Source organism: Pseudomonas inefficax (assembly GCF_900277125.1).
Classification (GTDB): Bacteria; Pseudomonadota; Gammaproteobacteria; order Pseudomonadales; family Pseudomonadaceae; genus Aquipseudomonas; species Aquipseudomonas inefficax.
The window spans coordinates 1-23,576 of the sequence record NZ_OPYN01000123.1 but is presented as its reverse complement, the minus strand read 5'-3'; the positions used below and the strand labels follow the sequence as shown (position 1 = coordinate 23,576).

The 23,576-nt window shown below is 65.4% G+C and carries 18 protein-coding genes; 5 read left to right on the top strand and 13 right to left on the bottom strand.

All coding sequences use genetic code 11. The annotated features are described in order from the left end of the window. Positions 1-17 precede the first annotated feature (17 nt). From mnxG to mdcA, 10 genes are all read right to left on the bottom strand, one after another. Entirely contained in the window at positions 18-5,867 is a 5,850-nt protein-coding gene (gene mnxG, locus JV551A3_RS14440) for a manganese-oxidizing multicopper oxidase MnxG (RefSeq protein ID WP_133972090.1), read from the bottom strand. A gap of 660 nt (positions 5,868-6,527) precedes the next feature. Then, entirely contained in the window at positions 6,528-7,292 is a 765-nt protein-coding gene (madM, locus tag JV551A3_RS14430; protein WP_024087229.1) for a malonate transporter subunit MadM, read from the bottom strand. A 2-nt stretch (positions 7,293-7,294) separates the two neighbouring features. Then, a complete protein-coding gene (gene madL, locus JV551A3_RS14425; RefSeq protein WP_133972086.1) occupies positions 7,295-7,717 on the bottom strand; it encodes a malonate transporter subunit MadL in 423 nt (140 codons plus the stop codon). Positions 7,718-7,921: 204 nt separating this feature from the next. Then, positions 7,922-8,842: a malonate decarboxylase subunit epsilon gene (gene mdcH / locus JV551A3_RS14420; RefSeq protein WP_133972084.1), complete on the bottom strand. Its 921-nt coding sequence runs from the start codon at positions 8,840-8,842 to the stop codon at positions 7,922-7,924. Continuing rightward, positions 8,839-9,453, bottom strand: coding sequence for a malonate decarboxylase holo-ACP synthase (locus tag JV551A3_RS14415; protein WP_133972082.1), 615 nt, complete (start codon positions 9,451-9,453; stop codon positions 8,839-8,841). Before JV551A3_RS14415 ends, mdcH begins: the two co-directional genes overlap by 4 nt. 1 nt (position 9,454) lies before the next feature. Further along, entirely contained in the window at positions 9,455-10,246 is a 792-nt protein-coding gene (gene mdcE, locus JV551A3_RS14410) for a biotin-independent malonate decarboxylase subunit gamma (protein WP_133972080.1), read from the bottom strand. Then, positions 10,243-11,091, bottom strand: coding sequence for a biotin-independent malonate decarboxylase subunit beta (locus JV551A3_RS14405; protein WP_133972078.1), 849 nt, complete (start codon positions 11,089-11,091; stop codon positions 10,243-10,245). The genes mdcE and JV551A3_RS14405 overlap by 4 nt, the downstream gene beginning before the upstream one ends. Continuing rightward, the gene (locus JV551A3_RS14400) at positions 11,084-11,383 is read right to left on the bottom strand and encodes a malonate decarboxylase subunit delta (RefSeq protein WP_112254048.1); all 300 of its coding nucleotides are present in this window, start codon (positions 11,381-11,383) and stop codon (positions 11,084-11,086) included. Before JV551A3_RS14400 ends, JV551A3_RS14405 begins: the two co-directional genes overlap by 8 nt. 1 nt (position 11,384) lies before the next feature. After that, a complete protein-coding gene (locus JV551A3_RS14395; protein WP_133972570.1) occupies positions 11,385-12,296 on the bottom strand; it encodes a triphosphoribosyl-dephospho-CoA synthase in 912 nt (303 codons plus the stop codon). A 404-nt stretch (positions 12,297-12,700) separates the two neighbouring features. After that, positions 12,701-14,362: a malonate decarboxylase subunit alpha gene (mdcA, locus tag JV551A3_RS14385; RefSeq protein WP_133972076.1), complete on the bottom strand. Its 1,662-nt coding sequence runs from the start codon at positions 14,360-14,362 to the stop codon at positions 12,701-12,703. Positions 14,363-14,726: 364 nt separating this feature from the next. Here mdcA and JV551A3_RS14380 point away from each other — a divergent pair, with 364 nt between their 5' ends. Then, positions 14,727-15,797, top strand: a complete 1,071-nt coding sequence (locus tag JV551A3_RS14380; RefSeq protein WP_133972074.1) for an enoyl-CoA hydratase/isomerase family protein — start codon at positions 14,727-14,729, stop codon at positions 15,795-15,797. A gap of 16 nt (positions 15,798-15,813) precedes the next feature. Next, on the top strand, positions 15,814-16,965 hold the full coding sequence (locus tag JV551A3_RS14375) for an acyl-CoA dehydrogenase family protein (RefSeq protein WP_133972072.1): 1,152 nt from the start codon (positions 15,814-15,816) through the stop codon (positions 16,963-16,965). Positions 16,966-17,130: 165 nt separating this feature from the next. On the opposite strand, the gene JV551A3_RS14370 is transcribed toward JV551A3_RS14375, so the two are convergent. Beyond that, complete coding sequence (locus JV551A3_RS14370; protein ID WP_112254052.1) at positions 17,131-18,063, bottom strand: LysR family transcriptional regulator; 933 nt, start codon at positions 18,061-18,063, stop codon at positions 17,131-17,133. A gap of 126 nt (positions 18,064-18,189) precedes the next feature. Between JV551A3_RS14370 and JV551A3_RS14365 the strand changes: the two genes are divergently transcribed. Next, complete coding sequence (locus JV551A3_RS14365) at positions 18,190-18,450, top strand: DUF2790 domain-containing protein (protein ID WP_133972069.1); 261 nt, start codon at positions 18,190-18,192, stop codon at positions 18,448-18,450. A 1-nt stretch (position 18,451) separates the two neighbouring features. Here the strand turns inward: JV551A3_RS14365 and JV551A3_RS14360 are convergent, their stop codons facing one another. Continuing rightward, on the bottom strand, positions 18,452-19,144 hold the full coding sequence (locus JV551A3_RS14360; protein ID WP_133972067.1) for a tRNA (adenine(22)-N(1))-methyltransferase: 693 nt from the start codon (positions 19,142-19,144) through the stop codon (positions 18,452-18,454). Between the two features lie 148 nt (positions 19,145-19,292). On the opposite strand from JV551A3_RS14360, the gene JV551A3_RS14355 reads away from it, so the two are divergent. Beyond that, positions 19,293-19,673: a RidA family protein gene (locus tag JV551A3_RS14355; protein ID WP_112254055.1), complete on the top strand. Its 381-nt coding sequence runs from the start codon at positions 19,293-19,295 to the stop codon at positions 19,671-19,673. Between the two features lie 215 nt (positions 19,674-19,888). Further along, positions 19,889-21,889, top strand: a complete 2,001-nt coding sequence (locus JV551A3_RS14350; RefSeq protein WP_133972064.1) for a peptidase U32 family protein — start codon at positions 19,889-19,891, stop codon at positions 21,887-21,889. Positions 21,890-22,040: 151 nt separating this feature from the next. Here JV551A3_RS14350 and JV551A3_RS14345 read toward each other — a convergent pair whose 3' ends face one another. Next, positions 22,041-23,366 carry a sigma-54 dependent transcriptional regulator gene (locus JV551A3_RS14345; RefSeq protein WP_133978842.1) on the bottom strand — a complete coding sequence of 442 codons (1,326 nt, stop codon included), beginning with the start codon at positions 23,364-23,366 and terminating at the stop codon, positions 22,041-22,043. Between the last annotated feature and the right edge of the window lie 210 nt (positions 23,367-23,576).

The following is a 23,576-nucleotide window of genomic DNA, read 5'->3' as shown; positions in this document are numbered from 1 at the left end:
TCGCGCCCCCATCCACTTCACTGCGCCGGTGCCGTTGCCGGTGGCGCTTCATTGGTCACCCGCAAGATCCCCCACAGCCCCGAGAGGTTGCCGTAGGCGGCGTAGTCGCGGAACAGGTAGTCACCCGCCACCGCGTTGGCGCCGCCGGCACTGGGCAGCATGAAGCTGAAGTGCGCAGCCGGCAGGACGCTTTCCTGGGCACCGATGTACATGGCCATCGGGTTGTAGCCGAAGCGCACCGAGCCGATGCCGGGCAGGCTCAGCGGGTAGCCGTCCACGTCGTTCTTCTCGGCCTGGTAGTTGTGCAGTGGCCACAAGTGGCCATCCAGCTGGTAGACCATGCCGCGGCTGCCGCCACTGGGCATCACGATATGGTTGCGCACCGGCTGGCCAGGCTTGGCGTACAGCACCGGGGTTTGCGGGTCGCCACCGACCAGGGCGTTGGCGTAGGCCATGTGGGCGTTGGGTACATCGCCAAAGCCCAGGCCGCCGGCGCGGCCGAAGGGTGAGTCGGGGGCCATGCCGAAGCGCAGCCACAGGGGTTCGGTCTTGTAGTTGACCGCCATGTTGCCGTTGTCCTGCGGATCGCCGGCGGCGCCGTTGCCTTCGGTATTGATCCCCTCCACCGGGCGGCCGTCGGCCCAGCGCATGTTCAGCGCACGCTGCCAGACCGTGACGAAGTCGCGGTAGTCCGGCTGGCCGCTGACTTTGACCGTGGCCTGGGCCCGCGTTGCGGTGTCTTCGGTCCAGGTGGCGGTTTGCGGCAGGATGCTCATGGCACCCACCAGGCCTTTCTGCGGCTGCTTGATGACGTCCGACGGGGTCAGGTTGAGGCCGCCGAACTCGATGGCGGTGCTGTTGATGTTGTCCACCGTGCGGCCCAGTTGCGACACCGGTTTGCCTTCACGCTCCAGGTGGCCCGCATAGTACTGGTAGGTCCGGGTTGGCCAGGCGCCACTGGTGCCGGCACGCGGGGGCACGGTCTGCACCGGGTTGAGGCCGACGTTGGCACCGTCCGACTTGGTGATGTCGTAGGCCAGCAGTTGGGCATGCAAGCCCACGTGGCTGGATGGCCGCATCAGGTTGTTGGCGAAGGCGGTGGCACCCTCGCTGTCGAAGCGGTCACGCTTGACCACGTTGTGCATCACCGCAGTGCTGGGCAGGTCTGGCATCACCAGTGGCAGGCGGTTTTCCAAGGTAATGCTGATGCACTCGCCGGCATTGGCGCGCAGCACCAGCGGCTCCACGGGCACCCCCGCCTTGAGCTTGCCGGTGGTGGCGTCCAGGTCGGCCTTGCGCACATACAGGATGGCGGTCGGGTCGTGCAGCGGCGCGCTGTGGCCACCAATGGTGAAGGGTTCCCCATCTTCGGGGTCTACCCCACTGACCAGCGGGATGGCGGTCTTGCGGCTATTGAACACCAGGGTGCCGCCGTTGGCCTTGAGCGGGCCACCGACATGCTGGCCGACACCAGCCGGGTCGCTGATGCTGACGCCGTTGCGGTTCTCGAGAATGTCGTTGGCCAGTGCCGCGACGATCTCGTAGTTGCGCTTGACCGTGGGGCGGCTGCCGATGCCGTTGGGGTTGGCCGTGGTTTTCGGGCAGATGCCGTCGAAGTTCACGGTGTTGCGCATGGCCACCGGTTGCGGGTTGTTGGGCACCGGGAACAGGTCGGCACGTTGCGCGGTGTAGTTGCGCATGATGCCCCAGATGCCGTTCCAGTAGCCCTCCAGGGCCGCATCCAGCGAATACAGGTAGTCACCGTTGGTGGCCGCCGAACTCGATATCATCGACACAGGTGCCATGAAGCCCAGCTGTTCGGAAATACCGATCATCTGCGATGCCTTCCAGCCGGAGTTGGAGCTGTTGCCGTAGCCGGTGCCGTTCTGCAGCCACTTCACGCCGTGCAAGGTGACGTTGTGCTCCTCCTCATGGCCGCCGGCGTGCATGCGCAGGCGTACGTTGTCACCGGAATAGGTGCGCAGCATCGGGGTGAACGGGTCGCCGGGTTCGCTGCCGGCCGTGTTGATGTGCGGCGGGAACAGCGTGGTGCCACCGGTGGGACCGACCGCCGAGGTGATCGCCGAGGGCGCCAGGTTCAGTGCCGGAATGGCGCGGTCGGTACGGGTTTGCAAGGCATGGCTGAGGTCGCCGGCCAGGCCGTCGGCCTGCATGCCACGCTTGCCGTCCGGGCCGACCTTGTTCGGGTCGTACACACGCAGGGCCAGGGGCTCGTTGCGGTAGTTGACGACGAACATACCCGGGTCATCCACCGAGATCGCCTGCGGGCAAGGCCGGCTTGGGCAACCCGGGTTGATGCCGCCGCGTTCCTCGACGATGGCCTCCAGCAGGTTAGACGCCTTGCCGCGCACCGGCGGGTTGATGGCGTAGCGGAAGCTGTCGGCGGTGGCCGGGTACGACTGGGCATTGGGGATGCCGTCCGGCCCGGCGCCGACGTACACACCGGCCTCGTAGGCGTGCTGGAAGTCGCTGTATTCCAGGAAGAACTCGCGATAACTGTCGTTCTTGCCGTCGCCATCATGGTCACCGGTCTGGATCACCGCCTGCCACGAGGTCGGGCCACCGTCCTGGCGCGTGGCCGGGTTGTACAGTTTCTCGCCGGTTTCGGCGTGGTACCAGGTGGAGTTGGCCGGTTCGGCCAATACGGTGGCATACAGCCCAAGCTGCTGGTGGGTCGATGGGCCAAGGTGGTCGTGAGTGAAGATGGTGCCCAGGCCACGGTCGACGTTGTACACGTTCACCAGTGGGTCGGCGAACCAGCGCTGCATGGCCGTGCGTGCGCCCAGCCAGTCGGCCCGGCCGAAGCGGCCGAAGTACGGGTGCTGCCGGGCTTGCGGGCAGGCGGCGGTGCCGTCGCGGCTATCGCCCTGGGTGCAGCCGTTGTAGGCACGAATGGCTTGCACCCGCTCGACCACGCTGCCGGGCGAGAGGATACCGTCTTCGTAGTTCCAGCCGTTGGCCGAGCCGTCGGCGGCGGTCAGGTCCCACTTGGGCAGGTGGATGTGCTGGCCGATCACGTCGGTCGGGGTGCGCACCTGGTAGTCGTCCATCTCGTAGATGTTCGGGATCAGGTTGGTGTGCTGGTACATGGTGCAGTCGAAGGTGTTCATGCGCATCACCAGCGGCTCTGGCGGGCGCTGCTTGGTGATCACTGGCCAGGCGTCCTCCCACAGAGCAATGATGCGGGCTTGCGGGAAGTGGTAGCCGACCTTGTTGTACACCGCGTCGAACTGGATGTTGGCGCCCTTGTAGATGCGTGGGCGGTCGGCGGTGAAGGCCGAGGCGCCACGGAAGTTCAGGCCCGACAGGCTTTCGCCGCTGAAGAACTCGCCTGCCCCGGAAGACTGGGTCAGGCGCTTGCCCCGGTCATCCATGCACGGCTCGTAGAACGGCGCGCCGGCAGTCGGCAAGGCGCCGTTGGTGCGGAACGCCTTGGCCACCGGCTCGCTGCCGGGGATCAGGGCAAAGCTTGGGTGTTCGGCCAGGGCGTGGAACTGCATGGCCGCCTGCTCGACATCGGTGCCCTCTTCAGGCAGGTAGATCGGCTTGGCCTTGTGTACCACCTTGGTGAAATCGAGCTTGGTGGTGGTGGTTTCGGCCTCACCGCCAGCGGATACGCCGTCCAGCGCGTGGCGCCCCAGGCCGCCGTCCCAGCCATCGACCTGGTTCGGGTCGAGGTTGGCCCACAGTGCCTTGCCGCTTTCCTTGAGCTGGCGTGCCATGGCAGGGTCGAGCATATCCAGTGGCGGGGTTGGTGGGCGGTTGCCCACGCTGCTTTCCATGCCGCCGATCCAGAACGGATAGCCAGGGTTCTTCAAGGTGCCGTCGGCGTTGCGGTTGGCGTCGCTGCGGTCGACCAGCGCCAGCGAGCCAATGGCCTTGCGTACCGGCGCCTGGTTGGCTGGCTCGTCATCCTCCTCCTCTTCCTCGGGCTCATCGTCATTACTGGCGGCAACCAGTTCTTCGGACAGCTTCGGTACCACCACCACCTTGCCTGGCATCGGCGCCATGGCTTTGCCGGGCAGTGGCACGATGGCCGGGATCGGCGTGCCGGCAACGATCTCGCCATCGGGCAGCGCCCGGGCGCCAACCGCCGGTTTGCCGCTGCGCAGGGCGAACGGAGTGCTGTGAAAGCCGTTCTCGCCCTGCCCGCTCACCGCAAGGCGGGTGCCTTCCTCGAACACGTCGTGCACCCGCCACATGGCCCACATGCCTTGGGCGAAGTGCGGGTAGAAGTGGCAATGGTAAATGGCATCGCCCGCTACCCGGTTGCGGTTGCCCGCACCGCCGTTGGCGATTTCGTAGGTGTAGCCGACCCCCGCGCCGATACCCTGGGCATCGATGTAGTCGGAATTGTCGTCATTGGGGTTGAACAGCCACTGGTGGCCGTGCAGGTGGAAGATGTGCTGCTCATGGCCGTTGTGGGTGTTGCGGAACTTGGTGAAGTCACCAATGTAGCTGTGGTGCACGTTGGCCGGTTCGGCCGGGAACAGGGCCATGCTGGCCTTGACCCCGACGGCGTTGGCCGGTGGCACTTCGCCAGGGCGGATGTGCTCCAGGCCGACGTTGGCCGGCACATCCACCAGGGTCCCGACATCACCGACAGTATGTGCACTGAGGAAGAACTCCTCATAGGCGCACGACAGGCAGTCGTGCATCGGCCCCACGCCCAGGCGGTTGGCCACCACTTCCGCGCCCATGCCACCGGAACCGTAGTTGATCATGAATGAGTCACGGGTGGGTTCCAGCACGTGGCCCATCACCGGGTCGGCCCAATAGCCAGGGAATGCCTGGGTGCCGGCTACCTCGTCGGCGAACTGCGAGGCGAAGTCACGGAACGCCTCCAGGCGGTTGGGTAGCGCCGGGTTGCGCTTGCCCAGGGTTTCCAGCGGGTAGGTGGATTTGGGGAAGCTGCCATCGGGGTTGGGGCCCATGACGATGGCATCGGTTTCGCTGTTGATGATCTGGTTGCCGTCGACCATGGCAATGATCGGTTTGCCGGCCTTGCCTTCGGCGATCCAGGGCTGCATTTGCGGGTAGCGCGCTTCGTAGTCGATCACCGGCTGGCCGGTGGCGGTACGGCCGGTGGTGGCCAGGCGCATTTCTTCTTCGGTAAGGGTATTGCGGTAGGTGCGGCCGAGTTTGGGCACCACCACTACCTGGCCGAACAGGCCGTTGGCAACGTTGCCCGCAGTACCCTCGCCGCCGAAAGTGGCGGCTTTGCTGGTAGCGGCGAAAGCGCCTTCGCGTTCGGCGTACAAGGTATAGCTGCGGGTGCTACCGGGGCTGACGAAGAAGTTGCCGTTACGCCCGGTGTAGGCAGAGATGTCGGCGATGCTGTTGACCGCCTGCATGCCATTGACCTGGAAGCCGACCATGCGCTCGGCCACCTGCTCGTCGGCGACGAAGCCTTCGGCGGCTTCATTTTCGAGCTCCGGCCCCTCCTCTTCGCCCTCGGGCTCTTCAGCCTCGATGCCGTGCTTGTTGGGGTTGGCCTTGTAGTCGAGCAGGTTGGTCAGGTTGACCGTAAGGCATTCACCGGCGGCTACCCGCAGCACGATGGGCCGCGGGCGCTTGTCCGGGCGCAAGGTGACCTTGCCCGGGACCGCCGCCCCGCCGCTGCTGAGGGGGACCATCTTGTCGTCCACCACATCCTCGCGCAGGGCGAACATCATGCCGTTGGCGTTTTGCGCGCCAAGGCGGTTGAACATCAGTGGCTGGTCCAGTGCCACCACATTGGCGACCAGGGTGCGCTGGCACTGCACGGCGGCCTCGCTGGTCGACGCCCAGCCGAGCAAGGCCAGAACGAGTGATGACAGGATGGGGCCTTTGAGTGGTGTAGACATGCCGCACCTCCGGGACACAGGATCTCTGCGTGGAGGTGGAGCAAGGTGTATGCCAGGTGAAAATTGCTATTGTTATCAGCTGGTTGCGTTGGCAAGCGAAACAGATTGGGGAGGAATCCCCAGCGGTATTCCCCGAAACGGGGGGTGGGTTGCAAGTGTTCGTAACAAGATTTTCGGGGATATCACCTGGCATTGAAGTAGAGTCGACTGGCCTCACCGCCGGCAAGCCAGCTCTCATAGAGCTGCACATAACTCATCGAATTAGCAGGGACTCTGTGAGAGCGGCTTCAGCCGCGAACACCGGCGCAGCCGGTGCCATGCACCGCGTTGGATTCTTCGCGGCTAAAGCCGCTCCCACAGGGTACGCGGGCCGCTTGCGAATTCAGTTTTCTACGCGACAGCGCAGCCCAAAGGGCTGGGCAATCTCCCACAGGTACAGCATTGCTCTCGAGGTTGTCGCAGTACCTGTGGGAGCGGCCTTGTGTCGCGAAAGGGCCGCAACGCGGCCCCAGGGTTGATGCGCAACAGTTGAAATTGCTGGGGCTGCTTTGCAGCCCTTTCGCGACACAAGGCCGCTCCCACAGGGATCGCGCCAGCTTTTAAATTTGAGCAAGACAGTTCCACAGGGATCTGCGCTGGCTTCCAGGTCTGCGTTTGCCGTCAACCAACCAAGGCGCGTACGCAGAAGTACAGGATCGACGGGCCCATCAGGCAGCCCAACCCGGTATGGAAGGTGGCTGTCAGCGCCCCGTACGGCACCAGGCGCCGATCGGTCGCCGCCAGCCCGGCCGTCACCCCCGACACCGTCCCCGCCAACCCGCCGAACACCATCGCCGAACGTGGGTTGTCCAGCGCCAGCAGGCGCGCTGACACCGGGGTGAATACCATCACCAGGATCGCCTTGATCAGCCCGGTGGCAATCGACAGCGCCATCACGTCCGAGCTGGCCCCCAGCGCCGCCCCGGTCACCGGCCCGACGATGTAGGTCACCGCACCCGCACCGATGGTGGTCATGCTCACCGCATCACGGTAACCGAAGGCGTAGGCCACCGCCGCGCCGACGATGAACGGCAGCACCGTACCAAGCAGCAGCGCCACTGCACCGATCATCCCGGCCCTGCGCGCCTCGGTGGCCTGCACCTCGAAGGCGGTGGCAACAATGGCGAAGTCACGCAACATGGCCCCGCCCATCAGGCCGATGCCGGAGAACAGCGCCATGTCGGCCAGGCCTTTCTGGCCACCGGTAATGGTGCCACCGACCCAGGCCAGCACCAGGCCGATGACGATGGCGATGGCCGAGCCGTGCACGCGGCCGAAGGTCAGGTACTTCGACAGCACCACCGACAACCACATGATCGCGCCCACCACCGCGAAGGCAGTGATCAAACCGTTATGTTCCAGGGCATTGTCAATGATCGGCCACATGATCAACGCCCTCCTGCAGGGGCGGCCTGCACATTGTTTTCGGGGCCGGCCTCCAGCGCCGGCAGCGGTTCGCCACGGTGGCTGCGGCTGATCAGGGCAATGGTCGCACCGCACACCAGTACCGCCCCCACTGCCGCCAGCAGCGCCACCGGCCCGCCGTGCAGGGCGGTGACCACGTTCTGCTGCGCGGCCATGGCCACCACCACCGGGATGTACATGGCCCCCCAGAAGCCCACGCCGAACTCGCATTCCTTGCTCATGCCGCCGTTGCGGTGCATGTACAGGCGTGCACAGATCAGCAGGATCATGGCGATGCCGACCCCGCCCACATTGGATTTGACGCCCAGCAGCACGCCCAGGAAGTCGCCGACGATAACGCCGGCAAGCGTGCAGACCGCCAGCAGTGCCACACCATAGATGATCATTGTTGTTGTCCTCAGGTAGTGTCGAAGTTGCTTGTTGTTGTTCTTCGTAAACACACTTTTGTGCGGCTTTTGCCCCCATGGAACTGAACGCTGTGGGAGCGGCTTTAGCCGCGAACACCGGCGCAGCCGGTGCCATGCACCGCGTTGGATTCTTCGCGGCTAAAGCCGCTCCCACAGGGATCGCCATCCGCCGCGGTGTTGCTGTCATCGATCGTTGGTCACCTCCTGACGCAGCAGCGCATCCAGGGTGTCCCAGCGGGTGCCTTCAACAGCAACCACCCTGCCCTGTTCGAACACTGGCCGGGCCAGCCCGCTGAGCACGTTGCCGGGCGGTAGTTCCAGGTGCAGACGCACGCCGCGCTCATAGGCGTTGCGCAACGTAGCACGCCAGTCGACCACCCGCGCCATGTTGCCGGCCAGGTCGTCGCGCAGGCGTTGTGGGTCGAATACCGGCCGTGCGCTGCTGCCGCTGAGGTAGGTGATTCGCGGTCGCTGCAACTCGACCGTGGCGAAGGCACTGGCCAGTTCGGCCGCCGGGCCATCCAGCAGCGGGCAATGCGACGGCACGCTGACCGCCAGGCGCCGGGCCACGCCCTGGCCAAGGCGGCGTGCCCTGGCGGCAACCGCAGCCATCGCGGTATCGCTGCCGGCGATGACGATCTGGTTGTCGCTGTTGAGGTTGGCGACATACACCTCGTCGTCCGTATCGTTCAACAAGCGTTCGACACTGGCCAGGTCCAGCCCGCTGAGTGCGGTCATGCCATAGCCTTGCGGATAGGCGCGCTGCATCAGGTCGCCACGCAGGGCAACCAGGCGCACGGCATCGGCAAAGCCCAGGGCGCCCGCCGTGACCGCCGCAGGATAGGCGCCAATCGACAAGCCCGCTACGTAATCCGGCGCGGGGCTGCGCTGCATCAGCCAGCGCGCCCAGGCCACGCCAGCCAGCAACAGGCACAGCTGCACGGCACGGGTCGTCTGCAGGGCCTGCTGGCTGTCCAGCGCCAGGGCCTGCTGGCCAAGGGTGTCACTGGCTTCTTCCAGCAACAGCCCGGCACCCTCAGGCAGGCGCTGCAGCATGCCTACCTGCTGGGCGCCCTGGCCGGGGAAGGCGAACAGGCTGCTCATGCTGCACGCTCCATCGCTGCCCATGGGTCACTGACCAGGCGTGGGCCATGGGCCGACTTGAGCAGCACGCGGCGGGCGAAGCCGGCCCACTCACGCAGGGCGACCGCACCCGCCGGGGTTTCCAGCTGCAGGTCGATGCGACAAGGCGCGCAATCGAGGATATCCAGCAACTCACGCGCCTGCGCCCGGGCCAGCGGTTGTGGCGTGCGCAGCAGCAAGTCCAGGTCGCTGTCGGCGTGTACCACCTCAATGCCAGTGGCGATCTGGTACCCCACCCCACCTGTCGGCCCCCACGCCATCCCGCTGGCATCCAGTACCGGGGTGACCGAGGCCAGGGCCTGCAATGCAGGCCAAGGGCTTTCAGCTTGCCAGCGCAGCGTTTCGGGGCCTTGCTGACACTGGATAGCGGCCAGCCGCATCAGTACACCCGACCGCTGCGCCCTGCCCTGGCCACGCAGCCCCACCGCCACCCAGCCATCCGCACAGGTGGCACGGCGCACCACCACCGGCTGGCCGCTCAGCAGTACATCCTGCGCCCACCGCGGGGCATCAACAGGCAGGCCCGATACGGGCATGCCCCAGAGCAGGTCGTGCGGCCTTGGCACGTTCATCTCAAGCACCCTGCCACTGGCGGCGCAGCTGTTCGCGCACCTGGCGCGAGGCGCTGCGGTGTTCGCCCGCCAGCCGCGACGACAGGTCGCTCGAGCTGCCGATGTCGCGCACCGCATCAGCCAGGCAGGCCCGTACCTGGGCGATATCGGCGCTACTCGGCGTCTCGGCGTTGTCCACCGTCAGGCGGCGCCATAGCAGGCCCAGCGAAGCGTAGCTGGCAAGGTCGTAGGCCATCGGCGGCACCTCGGCGGCCAGGGCTTCCAGTTGCTCGACGCTGCGCAGGGTGATGCGCGCCGCTGCCGCCTTGCCCATGGCATGCACCATGACCCCGGCATCGTCCAGGGCGATCAGGCGCTGGGCCTGGTAACCGTGGGCCAGGAAGGCGCCTGACATGGCCTTGCCGATCAGCAGGCCGATCACCGGGTGCCCGGCCAGCCGTGCCTGGGCATAGGCCTGCACCGCAGCGGCCAAAGCCTGATGAATGCCCAACGCCTCCTCACGGCGGCCATAGGCCTGGCTGGGCACATCGATCACCGCGACGATGGCGCGCTTCTGGCCATGGCGGTCAGCCTCGACCGCTTCGCTCACGGCCTTGGCCAAGCCCCAGCCTTCCAGCAGGCCGACTTCGCCCGAGCGCGCACGGGGGAACGGGTTGTCGGCGTCCGGCACCACGGTAATGAAGCGCGCCAGACGGTTGTCCAGTTCACCATCGATTACCCGCAGCGACGCAGGGTAGCCGGGTAAGGCCTGCCCGCCGGCCAGGCCTGGCAGCCAGTTCAAGGCACGGTTCATTTGGCTTCTCCTTGGTAAAGGTCACGCACGGCAGCGGCATCCAGTTGCGGGCAGCCATCACCCAGCCGGGCCAGGCGTTCGAGGAACCAGGCGTGTTGACCGGCGCGATCCGTTGAAGGCTCGTCGAGCAATTGCAGCAGGCGTTCGCGCAAAGCCTCGATGTCGTCGGCCACACAGGCATCGACCAGGCCGCTGGCGTGGCGCTGCTCGCCGCCGGTCAAGCTCCAGATCAAGGGGCGGTCCTTGGCGTCGTACTCACTGATGCCCGCTTCCTGCTCGATCACCTGCGGGCCGTTGAGGCCCAGGCGGGCTTCGCGGGTGACCAGCAAGTGGCTGCACAGGCCGGCAGCGATGGACATGCCGCCGAAACAGCCGACCGAACCTGCGACCAGGCCAACCACCGGCTGCCAGGCGCGCAGTTCGACAATCGCCGCCTGTATTTCGGCAATCGCAGCCAGGCCCAGGTTGGCTTCCTGCAGGCGTACACCGCCGGTTTCCAGCAGTAACACAGCGCAGGTGGGAATGCCGTTGCGGTTGTCTTCGATCGCCAGTTCCAGCGCACCGGCGATCTTGGCACCACCCACCTCGCCCATGCTGCCGCCCTGGAAACCGCCTTCGATGGCGGCCACCACGGCGTTGCGCCCGTTCAGCAGGCCCTTGGCGATGACCACGCCATCATCGGCCTGGGGCACGATGCCCTGGCGCGGCAGCCACGGTGACATCAGCCGGTCGAACGGGCCCAGCAGTTCACGGAAGCTGCCCGGGTCGAGCACAGCGCGGGCGCGCTGGCGGGCGCCCAGCTCGACAAAGCTGCGGCTGTGCAGCAGGCGTGCGGTATCAGTCATGGGCGATCTCCTCGAAGCCTTGCTCCAGGCGCAGGCGCACCACGCCTGGGGTGGCGCCGAAATCATGGATGTCGATGTTCATGGCCGGCCAGCTGCGGCCTTCGAACAGGCGCTGAAACAGCTGCGCCCAGCGGGCAGCGCTGCCGTTGACCGAAGTCACTACCTGGATTTGCAAGCTGCCGGCGGTGCCAGGCTCGATCAGCACCTCAAGGTCGCCGGAGCTGACGCAGCCCACCAGCGTGCGGCCACGCCCAGGTGCAGCGGCGGGGAATTGAAAGGTCAGGGTTTCCATGTCACAGGCTCCCGGCTTTGTCGAGGAACAGGCAGGCGGCCAGCAGATCGGCGGCGCCGCCCGGTGAGGCATTCAGATGCAGCAGGTGCTGGTCCAGCCGGCGCAGCTGCCGGCGCCCGGCCAGCGTGGCGCTGCCGCCGTCGCTCAGCACGCTACGGGCGCCGTGCTGGACGGCAGCCAGCCCGGTCGGGCCGCTGCGCCAGAGCACGCAGGTATCGTTGAGCACGGCCATGATCGCCAGAAGCGCGTCGAGCCGGGCGTGCGGCTCGCTGGCACCAGCGGCGCGGCTGCGCTGCAGTTGCGGCAGGCCGTGGGCGATAACCGCTGGGAAACCTTGTTGCGCCTGTTCGCGGGCGCCGCCAGTGCCGTAGCGGCGGCGTACTTGCAGGCCGTGGCTGTCTTGCGAGGGTGTGGCTGGGTCATCAAGCAGTGCGATGCGCCCGGCGCGGGCGGCCAATGTGGTGGCTTGCGCCTGGGGGTCGAGAGCCTTGGATGCTACCAGCAGGCCGAGGGCCCAGATTGCGCCGCGGTGGGTGTTGACCCCGCCGGTGGCGGCCAGCATCGCCACTTCGCCTTCGCGGCCGAGCTGCCCCAGTGTGGCGCGCAGGAGGGGGCTGATTGCGCCGATGGTCAGGGCGGCTTCGGCCATCTGCCGCAGACATGGCCACAAGGCCAGGGCCGAGGCGTGCATCAGGGCCAGAGACATGTCGGGGTGGGCGCCGTTGCCACGTCGGTCGACCAGGCCGGGTTTGGGGGACAGGTCGGCTTCGTCGATCAAGGCTTCCACGGCTAGGTCGGCCAGGTGGTCGGCCAGGGGCAATTCGGTTGCCTGTGCTGGCCTCTTCGCGGGTAAACCCGCTCCCACAGGGGCCGCGCCTGGTTTGGGCTCAGCGTCAGGCCTCTTCGCGGGCATGCCCGCTCCCACAGGGGCCGCGCCTGGTTTGGGCTCGGCGTCAGGCCTTTTCGCGGGCATGCCCGCTCCCACAGGGACCGCGCCTGGTTTGGGCTCGGAGCCAGGCCTCTTCGCGGGCATGCCCGCTCCCACAGGGACCGCGCCTGGTTTGGGCTCGGCGTCAGGCCTTTTCGCGGGCATGCCCGCTCCCACAGGGACCGCGCCTGGTTTGGGCTCGGAGCCAGGCCTCTTCGCGGGCATGCCCGCTCCCACAGCGAACGCGCCTGGTTTGGGCTCGGAGCCAGGCCTCTTCGCGGGCATGCCCGCTCCCACAGGGATGGTGCAAATTTCGAGTGCGTCACTTTTCCTGTGGGAGCGGGCGTGCCCGCGAAGAAGCTCATGCGGTTGCAAGTCGAGTGCTTTCATCACCAGCTCCTGAACCGTGCAGGCGGGTTGTAGAGGCCGCCGGACCATTCGACCAGGTCGGCGATGCTGCGCGCAGCCAGCAGTTCGCGGCTGGCGTCGGTGCGGCGGATGCCGAGGTCCTCGGGCAAGGCGACCAGGCCTTGCTGGCGCAGGCGCAAGGTGTCCCTGGGGTCGTGCCGCAGGCCGATGGCGGTAACCCCGGCCACGGCGGCGATCATCTGCTGGCGTTCTTCCAGGCTGCGGGCCTTGTACAGGTAGGCAATGCCCTCCTCGGTCAGCAGGTGGGTGACGTCGTCGCCATAGATCATCACCGGCGCCAGCGGCATGCCGGCTTTCCTGGCCACCTCCACGGCATCGAGGGTTTCCACGAAGGTGGGCTTGCCGCCCTCCTGGAAGGTCTCGACCATCTGCACCACCAGCTTGCGACCGCGCTCGAGCATGGTTTCCGGCACGGTCATGTCCAGCCAGGCCGGGGTCGCGTGGCGCCGGCCACGGGGGTCGTGGCCCATGTTCGGCGCTCCACCGAAGCCCGCCAGGCGGCCGCGGGTCACGGTCGAGGAATGACCATCGCCATCCACCTGCAGGGTGGCGCCGATGAACAGGTCGACGGCGTACTGCCCGGCCAGCTGGCACATCATGCGGTTGGAACGCAGCGAACCATCACGGCCGGTGAAGAACACGTCCGGGCGCTGGGCGATGTAGTCTTCCATGCCCAACTCGGTGCCGAAGCAGTGCACGCTTTCCACCCAGCCGGTCTCAATGGCCGGGATCAGCGTCGGGTGCGGGTTGAGTGTCCAGTTGCGGCAGATCTTGCCCTTCAGGCCCAGGGACTCGCCATAGGTAGGCAGGATCAGCTCGATGGCGGCGGTGTTGAAGCCTATGCCATGGTTCAGGGACTGCACCTGGTGCTTTTCGTAGATGCCGCGAATGGCCATCATCGCCATCAGCACGTGCACCGGCTTGATATGGCGCGGGTCGCGGGTGAACAGCGGCTCTATATAGAAAGGCTGGTCGGCCACCACCACGAAATCGACCCAGGACGCCGGGATATCGACCCGCGGCAGGTCATCAACGCGGTCCACCAGCTGGTTGACCTGGGCGATGACGATGCCGTCGCTGAAAGCGGCCGGCTCCACCAGCGCCGGGGTGTCTTCGGTGCTGGGGCCGGTGTAGAGGTTGCCGTCGCGGTCGGCCATGAAGCCTGCCACCAGGGTGACGTTGGGGATCAGGTCGACCAGCAGCCGCGAGTACAGCTCGATGTAGGTGTGGATGGCACCGACTTCGAGCAGGCCGTCTTCCAGCAGCTGGCCAATGCGCAGGCTCTGCGGGCCGGCGAAGGAGAAGTCGAGCTTGCGGGCGATACCACGTTCGAACAGGTCCAGGTGCTCGGCGCGGCTGACGCTGGGCATGATCATGTGCAGGTCGTGCAGGCGCCCAGGGTCGACCTTGGCCAGCGCGCGGGAGAGGAAGTCGGCCTGCTTCTGGTTGTTGCCTTCGAGCACTACCCGGTCGCCGGGCGCCAGCAGCAGTTCCAGGGCTTCGACGATACGCTCGGTGGGCAGCACCACGCCGTCGGCGAGGTGGCGGACCCGGTCAAGGCGACGCTGCTTTTCGGCGCGCCGCCGCGACCATTGCGGCGGTGGATTCTTGGTTGTTGTCATGGTGACTCCACGGGTTCGCTGTCGTGGGGTCACCTTAGGGCCGGGGTCGCTGGCTATCAATCAAGCTTCTGGCACTTTCATTACTGTCAGGTTAATGATTCAAGGGCGTCCTGCTTTTTTTCTAGGAGCAGCCTTGTGCTGCGAAGAGGCCCTGGGGGCCATAGAATGTCTTCAGCCTGCCAGCGCTTTCGCAGCACAAGGCTGCTCCTACAGGGAGCGCGTTACCCTCGGGCAGGGCAAAAATGCACGATGCCCTTGCACAATTGTCGATTGTGCAAGGCAAATTCGCATGACAGGATCCTGCGATCCTCCAGCGAATTCCAGACTTCACTTGGAAAATCAATAACAAAGCAGGGAGAACGCAATGACTGCGCACGCTCATACCTCGGCAACCGACCATGTGCTGGCCGAGGTCCGCAACCAGATCGGCCATCTGACCCTGAACCGCCCCGCCGGCCTCAATGCCCTGACCCTGGACATGGTCCGCAGCCTGCGCCAGCACCTCGACCTGTGGGCCGAAGACCCCCAAGTACATGCCGTGGTGCTGCGCGGCCAGGGCCCCAAGGGTTTCTGCGCCGGTGGTGATATCCGCTCGCTGCACGACAGCTTCAAGGCCGGCGAAACGCTGCATGAAACCTTCTTCGTCGAGGAATACGCCCTTGACCTCGCCATCCACCGCTACCGCAAGCCGATACTGGTGCTGATGGACGGCTTCACCCTCGGTGGCGGCATGGGCCTGGCCCAGGGCTGCGACCTGCGCGTAGTCACCGAACGCAGCCGCCTGGGCATGCCCGAAGTGGGCATCGGTTACTTCCCGGATGTGGGTGGCAGCTACTTCCTGTCGCGCATCCCTGGCGAGCTGGGCATCTACCTGGGCGTCAGCGGCACCCAGATCCATGCCGCCGATGCGCTGTACTGCGGCCTGGCCGACTGGTACCTGGCCAGCGACCAGCTTGCAGCCCTCGACCAGGGCCTGGACCAGCTACGCTTTGGCGACCACCCACTCAAGGACCTGCAGAACCTGCTGGCCAGGCTCGGCACCCAGGTGCTCGACAATGCGCCACTGGAAAAACTGCGCCCGGTCATCGACCACTACTTCGCCCTGCCCGACGTGCCTGCCATTGTCGAGCAACTGCGTGCGGTGAGCATTGGTGACAGCCACGCCTGGGCCGTGGCCACCGCCGACCAGCTGGAAAGCCGTTCGCCGCTGGCCATGGCGGTTACTCTGGAAATGCTGCGCCGGGGTCGCCAGCTGGACCTTGACGACTGCTTTGCCATGGAGCTGCACCTGGACCGCCAATGGTTCCAGCACGGCGACATCATCGAAGGCGTGCGCGCGCTGATCATCGACAAGGACAAGCAGCCACGCTGGAACCCGCCGACCCTGGCCGCGCTGCAACGCCAGCGGGTCGACCAATTCTTCGAAGGCCTGTGAGCCCGGGAGTACACAGATGCAAGACCTGGAACTGAGCGAAGAACAGATCATGATCCGCGACATGGCCCGGGACTTTGCCCGTGGCGAGATCGCCCCGCATGCCCAAGCCTGGGAAAAGGCCGGCTGGATCGACGATGGCGTGGTGCGCAAGATGGGCGAACTGGGCCTGCTGGGCATGGTGGTGCCGGAAGACTTCGGCGGCAGCTACACCGACTACGTCGCCTACGCCCTGGCGGTGGAAGAAATCGCCGCCGGCTGCGGCGCCACCGGGGCGATGATGAGCATCCACAACTCGGTGGGCTGCGGCCCGCTGCTGGCCTACGGCACGGCCGAACAGCAACAGCAGTGGTTGCCACGCCTGGCCACCGGTGAGGTGATCGGCTGCTTCTGCCTGACCGAGCCACAGGCCGGTTCCGAGGCGCACAACCTGCGCACCCGCGCCGAGCTGGTGGATGGCCAGTGGGTAATCAACGGCGCCAAGCAGTTTGTCAGCAACGCCCGCCGCGCCGGCCTGGCCATCGTCTTCGCGGTGACCGACCCGGACCTGGGCAAAAAGGGCCTGTCAGCGTTCCTGGTGCCCACCGACAACCCGGGCTTCAAGGTCGATCGCAGCGAGCACAAGATGGGCATCCGCGCCTCCGACACCTGCGCGGTCACCTTCGACAACTGCCGCATCCCCGCCGCCAACATTCTCGGTGAGCGTGGCAAGGGCCTGGCCATCGCCCTGTCCAACCTCGAGGGCGGCCGTATCGGCATTGCTGCCCAGGCGCTGGGTATCGCACGCGCCGCGTTCGAGGCGGCGTTGGCCTACTCGCGTGATCGGGTACAGTTCGGCAAGCCGATCAACGAGCACCAGAGCATCGCCAACCTGCTGGCCGACATGCAGGTGCAGATCAACGCCGCTCGCCTGCTGATCCTGCATGCCGCACGCCTGCGCAGCGCCGGCAAGCCGTGCCTGTCGGAGGCCTCGCAGGCCAAGCTGTTCGCCTCGGAAATGGCCGAGCGGGTGTGCTCGATGGCAATCCAGGTGCACGGCGGGTATGGCTACCTGGAGGATTACCCGGTAGAGCGCTATTACCGCGATGCGCGGATCACGCAGATCTATGAAGGGTCGAGCGAGATCCAGCGGATGCTGATTGCGCGGGAGTTGAAGCACTACCCGCTGTAACTAGCTGGAATATTGGGGCCGCTGTGCGGCCCATCGCCGGCAAGCCAGCTCCCACAGGTACTGCGCCGCTCTCAGGACATGTGATGAACCTGTGGGAGCTGGCTTGCCGGCGATAGGGCCAGTAAAGGCAGCGCAAGAAATTGCCTCCAAAAGCAGATCAGCGCTTCAACGCCAATACCGCGAATCATCCACCACCCTCGCATGCCCCTCGAACAGCGCCGGCAGCTGCTCCTTGAGGTAGTCGATCCAGGTGCGCACCTTGGCATCCAGGTAATGCCGTGACGGGTAGATCGCATACAGCGCGCTTTCGCGCAGGCGATACGGCGCCAGCAACCGGCACAACCGCCCCTGTTCGATCGCCTGGCTGGCGGTATAGAACGGCAGCAGGCCAATGCCCATGCCCAGCTCGCTGGCTACCAGCATGGCGTCGGCGACGTTGGTGGAAAAACTGTCGTTCGGTGTGATCACACACTGGTCCACCCCTTGCGGGAACACCCAGTCACCTTCGTACACCGGATAAGCCATGCGCAGGCAACGGTGCTGGTGCAGGTCTTCCGGGCGTTCTGGCACGCCGTGGGCCACCAGGTAGCTCGGCGCCGCGCAGGGGATGCTGAAGATGTTGCCCAGCGGCACGGCGATCAGCTGCGAATCCGGCAACGCCCCGTCCACGGTAATCACCACGTCATGCCCTTCGGCCAGCGGGTCCGGGTTGCGCTGGGACAGGGTCAGCTCGATCAGCACCTCCGGGCACAATGCGTTGTAGCCCGCCACCAGCGGCATCAGCAACAAGCCCAGCCCGTGCGGGCAATGCAGGCGCAGGCGGCCGCGGGGCGTGAGGTGCGCGCCACGGGCCTCACCCACCGCCTCTTCGGTCAGCAACATGATCTGCCGCGAGCGCTCGAGAAACCGCTCGCCCGCCTCGCTCATGCGCAAACGCCGCGTGGTGCGGTGCAGCAGGCGGGTCTGCAGCTGGTTTTCCAGCTCGGCAACGATGCGCGAAACCTGCGCCGCGGAAATGTCCAGGGCATTGGCGGCCGCAGCGAAGCTGCCGCATTCCACCACACGGGCGAAGGTACGCATGGCATGCAGCATGTCCATGAAGGTGTGCTCCTTGTCTGGTCTTATTCTTGCGTTACAGGCAGGAATCTATCACGGGTTAGCCCATTTATTGTGGATGACCAATGAATAGATCATTAGTCACACATTGAAAAAAAGGAGCCTGCCATGAAACGTTCGATCGCTGTCCTTGCCGTTGCCGCTGCTCTCGCGTCGTTCGGTGCCCTTGCCGACACCGCCAGCAACCAGCCGGTCAGCAGCAACTACGAATACGGCATGCCACTGGATGTGGCCAAGGTCATCTCCATCACCCCGGCCAGCAACGCCGCCGACTGCCAGGTTGGCACCGCGCACATGGTGTACGTCGACCACCAGGGCCAGAAGCACGAAATCGACTACCGGGAAATGGGCAACTGCTCGCAGCAGTGAGTCAGGCCAGCACCTCGGTGATCCAGCCGACCTGTTGCCTGAAGTCGTCGATTTTCGCCTGAGGCACCGCACCGCGGGCCCGCTCGAAGTTGGCCAGGGTCTGCTGCTTCTGGCGCAGCATGCGCCGCCACTTGACCAGGAACGCCTCGCTTTTCTCCTGCACCAGCACCGGGCCGAAGTACAGCTGTTCAGCGGTGTACGCCGCCCCGCCAGGCTCGGCGACGATGATCTCGTAGTCGAAGCGGTTTTCCCGTAGCAGTTCTTCGCTGACGATCCGGTAACCATTGCCCACCAGCCACTGGCGCAGTTCGCGCTCGGCGCCATTGGGCTGCAGCACCAGGCGGGTGACGCCAGCCAGGCGCTGCTTGCCGGCCTCGAGGATCTCGCACATGGTGTCGCCACCCATGCCGCAGATGCTGACCACCGAGATTCGATCTTCCGGCTCGACCGCCGCCAGGCCATCGGCCAGGCGCACGCTGACCCGGCCTTTCAGGCCGTTCCTGCGCACGTTGCGCTGGGCCGAGGCGAACGGCGTCTGCGCCACCTCGCCCGCTACCGCCGCATCCAGCACGCCGCGCAGCATCAGGGCTACCGGCAGGTAGCCATGGTCCGAGCCAATGTCGGCCAGGCGCGCGCCTTGCGGTACTTGTGCAGCCACGCGCTCCAGGCGCCTGGACAATGTCTGTTCGTTCAACGTAAACCCCTGCTTTGCAATCGGCCGCGATTCTGACGGTGAACGCCGCGCATTTCAAACTTCGCCACCCTGGGCCGGCCACCCTCGACCGGGCCGGCCGGCTCGCGTAGGCTTGCCGCTTTCCTTCCGTAGCAAGGCAAAACACACAATGGCACAAGCAGACATCATCTACACCCCTGACCCGGACGCCGAGTCGATTTCCTCCGACGTTGCCGAATTCAACGGCGTGCTGGTCACCACGCAGATCCCGACCCACGCCGATGGCAGCCTGGAGCTGGGCGGCATCGTCGAGCAGAGCGAGTGCACCCTGCAGGCGTTGAAAGTGGCGCTGGAGAAGGCCGGCAGCGGCATGGACCGAGTACTGCACCTGACCATCTACCTCACCGACATGGCCGACCGCGCGGCATTCAACGAGGTGTACCAGCGCTTCTTCAGCAAGCCCTGGCCGGTACGCGCCGCAGTGGGTGTGGCCGCGCTGGCGTTCGAAGGCATGCGTGTGGAAGTGACCGCAATGGCTGCCAAGCGCTGATTTTCGCGCAATACGCAATCCTGTAGGAGCGGCCTTGTGTCGCGATTGGGGTGCGCAGCGCCCCCAGATTCTCAGCTCCGCAGCAGATATTGCCGGGGCCGCGTTGCGGCCCTTCGCGACACAAGGCCGCTCCTACAAGCACCCCGATGATGCCGCCAGCCCGTTTCGCCGCTACAATGCCCGCCTAAACCGTGACAGCCCGAACCTATAACGACATGTCCCTTCCAAAGAATCACCTGGAACTGCTCAGCCCTGCCCGTGACGTGGCCATCGCCCGCGAAGCGATCCTGCACGGCGCAGACGCCATCTACATCGGTGGCCCGAGCTTCGGCGCGCGCCATAACGCCTGCAACGAAGTCAGCGATATCGCCGAACTGGTCGAGTTCGCCCATCGCTACCATGCACGCGTGTTCACCACCATCAACACCATCCTCCACGACAACGAGCTGGAGCCCGCGCGCAAGCTCATCCACCAGCTGTATGACGCCGGTGTCGACGCGCTGATCGTGCAGGACCTGGGGGTGATGGAGCTGGACATTCCGCCGATCGAGCTGCACGCCAGCACCCAGACCGACATCCGCACCCTGGAACGGGCCAGGTTCCTCGACCAGGCCGGCTTCTCCCAGCTGGTGCTGGCACGCGAGCTGAACCTGCAGCAGATCCGCACCATCGCCGCCGAAACCGACGCTGCCATCGAGTTCTTCATCCACGGTGCGCTGTGCGTGGCCTTCTCCGGCCAGTGCAACATCTCCCATGCGCAGACCGGCCGCAGCGCCAACCGTGGCGACTGCTCGCAAGCCTGCCGCCTGCCCTACACCCTGAAGGATGACCAGGGCCGCGTGGTCGCGTTCGAGAAGCACCTGCTGTCGATGAAAGACAACAACCAGACCGCCAACCTGGCTGACCTGGTCGATGCCGGCGTGCGCTCGTTCAAGATCGAAGGCCGCTACAAGGATGTGGCCTATGTGAAGAACATCACCGCCCACTACCGCAAGGAACTCGACGCCATCCTCGAAGGCCGTCCGGAGCTGGCCCGCGCCTCCAGCGGCCGCACCGAGCACTTCTTCGTACCCGACCCGGACAAGACCTTCCACCGTGGCAGCACCGACTACTTCGTCACCGACCGCAAGGTCGACATCGGCGCCTTCGACTCGCCAACCTTCACCGGCCTGCCGGTGGGCGTGGTGGAAAAGGTCGGCAAGCGTGACATGCAGGTGGTTACCGAAGTGCCGCTGACCAACGGCGACGGCCTCAATGTGCTGGTAAAACGCGAAGTGGTGGGCTTCCGTGCCAACATCGCCGAACCGCGTGGCGAGTTCGAGGAAGACGGCGAGAAGCGCTACCGCTACCGCGTCGAGCCCAACGAAATGCCCGAAGGCCTGCACAAGCTGCGGCCCAACCACCCGCTGTCGCGCAACCTCGACCACAACTGGCAGCAAGCCCTGCAACGCACTTCGGCCGAGCGCCGCATCGGCGTGCAATGGCAGGCGGTACTGCGCGAGCAACGCCTGGCGCTGACCGTCACCAGCGAGGAAGGCGTGAGCGTGCAAGTGGCACTGGACGGCCCGTTCGGCCCGGCCAACAAGCCGCAGCAGGCGCTGGACCAGTTGCACGACCTGCTCGGCCAGCTGGGTACCACCATGTACCATGCCGACAGCATCGAGCTGGACGCACCGCAGGCGTACTTCGTCCCCAACTCGCAGCTCAAGGCCCTGCGCCGCGAAGCCATCGAGGCGTTGACAGCAGCACGGGTTCAGGCGCACCCGCGTGGCGGGCGCAAGGCCGAGACCACGCCACCGCCGGTATACCCCGAGTCGCACCTGTCGTTCCTGGCCAACGTGTACAACCAGAAGGCTCGCGACTTCTACCACCGCCACGGCGTGCAGCTGATCGACGCGGCCTACGAGGCCCATGAAGAACACGGCGAAGTGCCGGTGATGATCACCAAGCACTGCCTGCGCTTCTCCTTCAACCTGTGCCCCAAGCAGGCCAAGGGCGTGACCGGCGTGCGCACCAAGGTGGCGCCGATGCAGCTGATCCAGGGTGATGAAGTGCTGACCCTGAAGTTCGACTGCAAGCCGTGCGAAATGCATGTGATCGGCAAGATGAAAAGCCACATCATTGACCTGCCCACCCCGGGCAGCGCGGTAGCCCAGGTGGTTGGGCATATCAGCCCGGAAGACCTGCTGAAGACCATTCCGCGCGGGCCGCATTGATCGTTAGCCTGTAAGGGCCTCTTCGCGGACATGCCCGCTCCCACAGGAACTGCGCCAATACCTGTGGGAGCGGGTTTACCCGCGAACACCGGCGTAGCCGGTGCCATCCACCGCGGCGCCCGGTTCGCGGGTGAACCCGCTCCCACAGGGATCAGCGCATCTGATGCTTGTGCAGCAACCGATAGAAAGTCGGCCGCGAAATACCTAGCACCTTGGCCGCCACGCTCAGGTTGTTACTGTGCCTGCTGAGTACATCACACAGCGCCTGGCGCTCGGCCCGGTGCTTGTACTCCTCCAGCGTGCCCAGTGGTTGATGTACCTGGTCCAGGGTCTGCAACCCCAGGTCCTGCGCCTCGATTTGTCGGCCTTCGGCCAGCACCAGCCCGCGTCGCACCCGGTTGGCCAACTCACGGACATTGCCCGGCCAGTCATGCCGGCCCATGGCCGCCAAGGCATGGTCGCTGAACGAGCGCGGCCTGCGCCCGGTTTCCAGGCTGTAGAAATGAGCAAAATGATTGGCCAGCATCGACAGGTCGCCATGCCGGTCGCGCAAAGGCGCGGTCACTACCTGCAACACGTTCAGGCGGTAATACAGGTCTTCGCGAAACCGCCCTTGCTCGATGGCCCTTTCCAGGTCCACGTGGGTAGCCGCCAGAACGCGCACATCCACCGGGATCGGCTGGCTGCCACCCACGCGCTCGATGTGCTTTTCCTGTAGAAAGCGCAGCAGATTGGCCTGCAACTCCAGCGGCAAGTCACCAATTTCGTCGAGGAACAACGTGCCACCATGAGCCGCTTCGATGCGCCCGGCCTTGCGCTGATGAGCACCGGTGAAAGCGCCCTTCTCATGGCCGAACAGTTCCGACTGGATCAAGTGCTCGGGAATGGCCCCGCAGTTGATGGCAACGAACGGCTGCTCGCTGCGTTGCGACTGGCGGTGCAGGGTACGGGCCACCAGTTCCTTGCCGGTGCCGCTTTCACCGCGGATCAGCACCGGCGATTCAGTGGGCGCCAGCTTGCCCAGCAGCTTGCGCAGATCGCGGATCGGGCGGCTATCACCGAGCAGCTCGTGGCTCGTTTCATCTACCCTCGCTACCCCTTTGTCGCGCAGGCGCGCCATGCCGAACGCCCGGCCCAGGGTAACCTGCACGCGGGAAACGTCGAATGGCAAAGTGTGGAAATCGAAGAACCATTCACAAACGAAATCGCCCACCGCCGGCATGCGCAGCTGTTCTGCGCTGAGCACCGCAATCCATTCGGTATGGCTGCGCTTGATCAAATCCTTGACCCCGTCCGGGCGCCTAAGGTGGGACGCCTGCAAGCGCAACAGGCCCACATCGCAAGGATGGTCCAGCGCGGCACCGAGCATGCAGCTATGTACATCCCAGCCTGCGCTGCGCAAGCCAGGCAACAAACGGTGACAGTCATCGCAGGGGTCGACGATGAGCAAACGGCGTTGGGCGGCAGGCTGCTGCATGACCAATCCTTGGCGCCAGTTTTCGGTTTTTTGAAATAAAACAGTAAGTTGTGGCGCCCGATTAACAGTAGCAACGAAGTTGACGGTTCCCAGTACCGTCTGTCTGCCGAATCAATTTTTTACAATACGTGACGGGAATTTTCGCACTTTATCGACATCACATGGCGGCATGGCCAAGAACGGATTCGACCTTGGCAATTTTTTTTACAA